Origin of the sequence: Mesorhizobium sp. M7A.F.Ca.CA.001.08.2.1 (assembly GCF_003998455.1) — a bacterium.
GTDB lineage: Bacteria > Pseudomonadota > Alphaproteobacteria > Rhizobiales > Rhizobiaceae > Mesorhizobium > Mesorhizobium ciceri.
This window is the reverse complement of the sequence record NZ_RZPW01000491.1, coordinates 1-4,732: the sequence shown is the minus strand read 5'-3', so window position 1 is coordinate 4,732 and position 4,732 is coordinate 1. Positions and strand designations below refer to the sequence as shown.

Genomic DNA, 4,732 nt, shown 5'->3' with positions numbered 1-4,732 from the left:
CACCGATGCCGGCTACAACGCGACGCTTGGTTCGGCCTTCCTCGGCGAACAGCTCGACCGCTTCAACGGCTCCTACGTGCTGACCTTCGCCGGCTACAATGCCGGCCCCAACCGGGCCAGGCAGTGGGTGGGCAGATATGGCGACCCGCGCGGCAAGGACATCGACGCGGTCGTCGACTGGATCGAGCGGATTCCCTACACGGAAACAAGAAGTTACGTTCAGCGCGTGATGGAGAATTACGAGGTCTACAAGATGCGTATTTCCGGCAAATACGACATTGTCGGGGATCTGGTGAACGGGCGGAGTTGAGCCTTTCTGTCCTTCTCCACTTGTGGGAGAAGGCAAGAGCGCCTTTTATTGACCATCCCTGCCCTCGCCTGTAGCTGTCCAGATTGATACAGTGAGGTCGCACATTCCGATGGCAAGCGAGCAGCTTTTTTCCGACTTCTTCTACAGCGCACCGGACGGGTTAAAACTCCATGCGCGCGTCTATGGCGAGGCCAATTCCGGACCCTGGCCGGTTGTCTGCCTGCCTGGCCTGACCCGCAATGCCAGGGATTTTCACGAGCTGGCGCTCTATCTGTCGACGCATGCGGCAACTCCACGAAAGGTCATCGCCTTCGACTACCGCGGGCGCGGGCAGTCAGCTTATGATCCCGACGTCAAAAATTACAATGTCGGCGTGGAGGCCGGCGACATTCTCGCCGGGCTGGCGGCGCTGAACATCGGAGAAGCGGCCTTCATCGGCACCTCGCGCGGGGGATTGATCATCCATGTGCTCGGGACGATGCGGCCATCCGTCCTGAAAGCCATTGTTTTCAACGACATCGGACCGGTGATCGAGACGGCCGGACTTGCCCATATCCAGTCTTATCTCGAGCGCGACCCGGCACCGAAAACCCTCACACAGGCGACCGCCGCCCAGCGCAGCGTGCATGGCGAAGACTTCTCCGCCCTTGCCGGCGCCGATTGGGATCGGATGGTATGGGCTCTCTACCGCGAAACGGATGGTGGGTTGGTGCCGGATTTCGATCCGAAGCTGGTGGATACCGTTGCGAGCCTCGATCTGACGCAGAAGCTGCCTGATCTATGGCCCCAATTCGAGGCGTTGGCCGCCATCCCGTTGCTCGCCATACGTGGCGCCAATTCGAGATTGCTGTCCATAGATACGCTCAAGCAGATGAGAGAGCGCCATTCCATGATGGAGGCGATCACTGTCGAGGGCCAGGGCCACGCGCCGTTCCTCGAGACTGGCAGCCTACCGGGCTACATAGCCGCCTTTCTCGATCAAGCCGAGCGGAAGAAAATCCCGAAGTAAATCCCATGACCAAACAAGGTCACGGGATAGCTACGATAGTATAGGCAGAATTCTTCAGCCTACTTGGCTTTTGAGCTTTTCCGAGTCGCTTTCGGCGACTCCTTTGCCGTGGCTGCCTCGCCCCTCTGTTTTCGCTCTGCCGAAGAAGTCGTCATAACGGGTGATGAAAACACAGAGCCTTCCGTGCTGCCAGCCGGCTGAGTCGATCGAGGTGTCTCCAGCACGATGACACAGCCATCGAGATCGTTGGTGGCCAGATGCGCGTAGCGCATCGTCATCGACAGCGTCTGGTGGCCGAGCCACATCTGCACGCGCCTGATGTCGATGCCGCCCTGGACAAGACGCGAGGCGCAGGTATGGCGCAGTATGTGCGGCACCACCTGATCGTCGGCGCCGAGGCCGACTTCGGCCTTCGCGTCGTTCCAGATGGCACGGAACTGTGCCTGGCTGAGCTTGGTGAACGGTCCTTTTGGCCGGCGACCCTCGGTGGGAGGCAGCTTGATGACCTCCTTGACCCGCTCGGTCATTGGAATGGTGCGGCTGCGGCCGGATTTGGTGATCCAGAAGGAGACGCGATGCTCCTGGATATCGTTCCAGATCAGCCCGAGCGCCTCGCCGAGACGGCATCCGGTGTCGACCAGGAAGACGGAAAGCCTGTAGGCATCCTCGTTGCGGTTCTTGATGGCGGCGAACAGGCGCGCCTCTTCGTCCCTTTCGAGGAAGCGAATCCGACCCGCCCGCTCCTTCTGGCGGCGGAACTCGGGCAGGCTGTGGATATCTCCCATCTTGTGAGCCTTGCGCAGCAGTTTGCTGAGGGCAGCCATCTTTCGATTGATGGTTGCGTTGCTGTTGCCGCGCTGGCGCAAGGTGCCGATAAGGTTGTCCAGGGTACTTTGGTCAAAGGCGCTGAAACGCTCCCCAAGGAGGATCTCGTCTATTTCGCCGATGAACGAGCTGACATTATACTTATGCCGCCCATCATCCCATAATATGTCCCGATATGCTGAAAAAAGATCTCCGACCCGATGCGATTTTACTTCTCTAATCTTGTTGTAGGTGTATCGAATCTTCGGACTTTGAGAAGAAAACATCGAAAAATGATCAGAGGACTCGCCCTCTTGAATCGCTTCGTTCGTCATCATTTGCCACACCCCCGAGTGGGATAGGTCAGCCCTACCCGCTTGGAAGCGTCCTTTCAAGAGATTTTAATCACGCAGTTGTGATTTCATCCGCCCATCAGCGGATCCCACGAAACCACCCCACGGATTTATTCAGCTACCGTTACCCCCATCCTTCCGTTTGCCTTAATCCAGTCACGAAACAAAAACAGCCCGGGCGTTTGCGCGCCCGGGCTGGATTTCACCTGTAAGGAACCAGCCCTTAGAACGAGCGCTGGAAGCGGAGCACGCCGCCGATGCCGTCGTAGCTTTCGTGCCAGTCGCTATCAGCGGCGTTCACGTAGTCAACTTCGCCGGTGATGGTGAAGCCGGGAACGATGTCGTAGGCAATGTTGGCCGCGAGGCCGAACTTCTTGCCGTCGTCATAAGAGGCCTGCACGTTAAACGAGGTCTTCTCGTTGAACTTGTAGCTGCCACCACCCCAGATCGCCCAGCTTCCGTCCCACAGCTTGAAGAAGTTGTGGCCCGTGTTCGGATCCAGGAAGTCGTCGTCACTTCCGTAGCCGGCCATCAAGAACAGCGACAGTTCGTTGGTAGCGTTCACATCCAAGCGAGCCTTGCCGGCCCATGCTTCGTAGTTGCTGTCATAAGCAGCAACCGCGGTGATGGCGCCCCAGCCCTGCGTGTACTTCACACCGCCGACGACATGCGGAACGTAGCTATCGATCGTATCGTCGCCAGACCCTTCTTCGAGCGAGACCACCGCCGAGAAGCCGTTGCCAGCATCGAAGTAGTACTGGATGACATTGGTGTCGAACGTGCCGTAGGGAACCAGCGTATCCTGGATGACGTTGCCGGCGTAACCGACGAACGTATCGAAGGCCGATTCGTCTTTACCAACGCGGAGACCACCAAGCTGAATCCAGGCGAAGTTCAGCGAGATGCCCGAATTGCGAGCCTGCCAGTTGTCTGGATCCGTCGGGCCGTCGGTAGCATAGTCACCTGACGTGTTGCCGAAGTTGAAGCGCGTCTCGGTGTAGGTCTTCAAGGTGCCGAGTTCGGTTTCCTGGCCGGTCCAGGTCTTCAGCGTGAAGCGAGCCTGCTTCCAATAAGTGTCGTTGGTGTCGCCAGCGTCCAAGTGATCCGGAACGTTGTTGACGCCGTCGAATGAAGCCGCATCGCCCACGCCGATGTCATAACGGACATAGCCGCCGATGCGCAGGCAGGTCTCGGTGCCGGGGATGTAGAAGTAGCCAGCGCCGTAGACGTCGCAAATCTTGACGTATTCAGCGGGTTCCGGCTCGGCGACGACGACGGCGTCGGCGGCGCGCGCACCGGAAACTGCGATCAGGGCCGCAGCGGAGCCGAGAAGAAGGCTCTTGATGTTCATTTTCTGACCTCCAGTCAAAAGTTAAAAAACGGGTCTGGGTATTCTTTGCTGAAGGACAGCGTTCCCTGCCCCATCCCCACTACCGAAAAAGATGCGCACCGCGCCGCTCCTTCGAAATCGACATTACTCATGGGACGGCGGCGTTCAACCACGATCGTACCGGTGAAAGGGCTGCCTGGCTGCTATCCCCTGGCGTTGTTGCACAAATGACACGATTTGGCCTCACTCAGAAACCTCTCGTTAACCATCAGGCCACTGCAACCCCTTGTTTGCCGGCGAATCCGGCGATGGACCGACGGAATCATGGCGAGTTCCCGAGTCGCTAGCCAGAAACAACCGCAGAACCGCCACATCCATGGAAGATCGCGGTTCGGCGCCTTCTTATTTTTGCATATAATGATGCGGGCTTGTTGATTGTGCCGGCGCTTTTCTTTATCCACCGGCGCAACGGAGAGGTGGCCGAGTGGTCGAAGGCGCTCCCCTGCTAAGGGAGTAGAGGTCAAAAGCTTCTCGTGGGTTCGAATCCCATCCTCTCCGCCACCCTACGCCCTGCGGGCTTCGGGTGGCAGGCCACCCGGAACCGCATTTTGGGCGTAGGAGTGTCGCCCGAAGCTACGAAGTAGCGTAGGGGGACCATGTGGTACGTCTACTTCCTGCAGCTCCATAACGGCGATATCTATGTCGGGTCGACAAACGACCTTCGACGCCGTTTCGAATCGCATCGTTTGGGCCAGGTGACTTCCACCAAGGCTTATCTGCCCGCAGCCTTGAAGACCTATATCGCGGTCGAAACCGAGGCCAACGCACGGCAACTCGAGCGATATTTCAAGAGCGGATCGGGCAAGGCTTTCGCGAGCAAACGGTTTTGGCGAACAGAGCCCCGCTGAAGGCCTTTTTCCCTATCC

At 58.3% G+C, this 4,732-nt stretch carries 5 protein-coding genes and 1 tRNA gene; 4 read left to right on the top strand and 2 right to left on the bottom strand.

Annotated features, from left to right (window positions below):
- Together EN914_RS24535 and EN914_RS24530 are read left to right on the top strand one after the other, a co-directional pair.
- Positions 1 to 310, top strand: a 310-nt coding sequence (locus EN914_RS24535) for a transglycosylase SLT domain-containing protein (protein WP_164778883.1), incomplete at its 5' end; no start/stop codon positions are given.
- A 109-nt stretch (positions 311 to 419) separates the two neighbouring features.
- On the top strand, positions 420 to 1,319 hold the full coding sequence (locus EN914_RS24530; protein ID WP_024503076.1) for an alpha/beta fold hydrolase: 900 nt from the start codon (positions 420 to 422) through the stop codon (positions 1,317 to 1,319).
- 59 nt (positions 1,320 to 1,378) lie between these two features.
- Here the strand turns inward: EN914_RS24530 and EN914_RS24525 are convergent, their stop codons facing one another.
- The gene (locus EN914_RS24525; protein ID WP_024503077.1) at positions 1,379 to 2,461 is read right to left on the bottom strand and encodes a site-specific integrase; all 1,083 of its coding nucleotides are present in this window, start codon (positions 2,459 to 2,461) and stop codon (positions 1,379 to 1,381) included.
- A gap of 238 nt (positions 2,462 to 2,699) precedes the next feature.
- Entirely contained in the window at positions 2,700 to 3,827 is a 1,128-nt protein-coding gene (locus EN914_RS24520; RefSeq protein WP_024503078.1) for a porin, read from the bottom strand.
- 449 nt (positions 3,828 to 4,276) lie between these two features.
- Between EN914_RS24520 and EN914_RS24515 the strand changes: the two genes are divergently transcribed.
- Both EN914_RS24515 and EN914_RS24510 read left to right on the top strand, forming a co-directional pair.
- Positions 4,277 to 4,367, top strand: a tRNA-Ser gene (locus EN914_RS24515).
- A 95-nt stretch (positions 4,368 to 4,462) separates the two neighbouring features.
- Positions 4,463 to 4,714 carry a GIY-YIG nuclease family protein gene (locus tag EN914_RS24510; RefSeq protein WP_024505909.1) on the top strand — a complete coding sequence of 84 codons (252 nt, stop codon included), beginning with the start codon at positions 4,463 to 4,465 and terminating at the stop codon, positions 4,712 to 4,714.
- The last annotated feature ends 18 nt before the right edge of the window (positions 4,715 to 4,732 follow it).

Excerpts from the sequence above, each read along its gene's own strand:
- EN914_RS24530 (WP_024503076.1), top strand. The coding sequence starts at position 420 with ATGGCAAGCGAGCAGCTTTTTTCCGACTTCTTCTACAGCGCACCGGAC.
- EN914_RS24525 (WP_024503077.1), bottom strand. The coding sequence starts at position 2,461 with ATGATGACGAACGAAGCGATTCAAGAGGGCGAGTCCTCTGATCATTTT.
- EN914_RS24520 (WP_024503078.1), bottom strand. The coding sequence starts at position 3,827 with ATGAACATCAAGAGCCTTCTTCTCGGCTCCGCTGCGGCCCTGATCGCA.
- EN914_RS24510 (WP_024505909.1), top strand. The coding sequence starts at position 4,463 with ATGTGGTACGTCTACTTCCTGCAGCTCCATAACGGCGATATCTATGTC.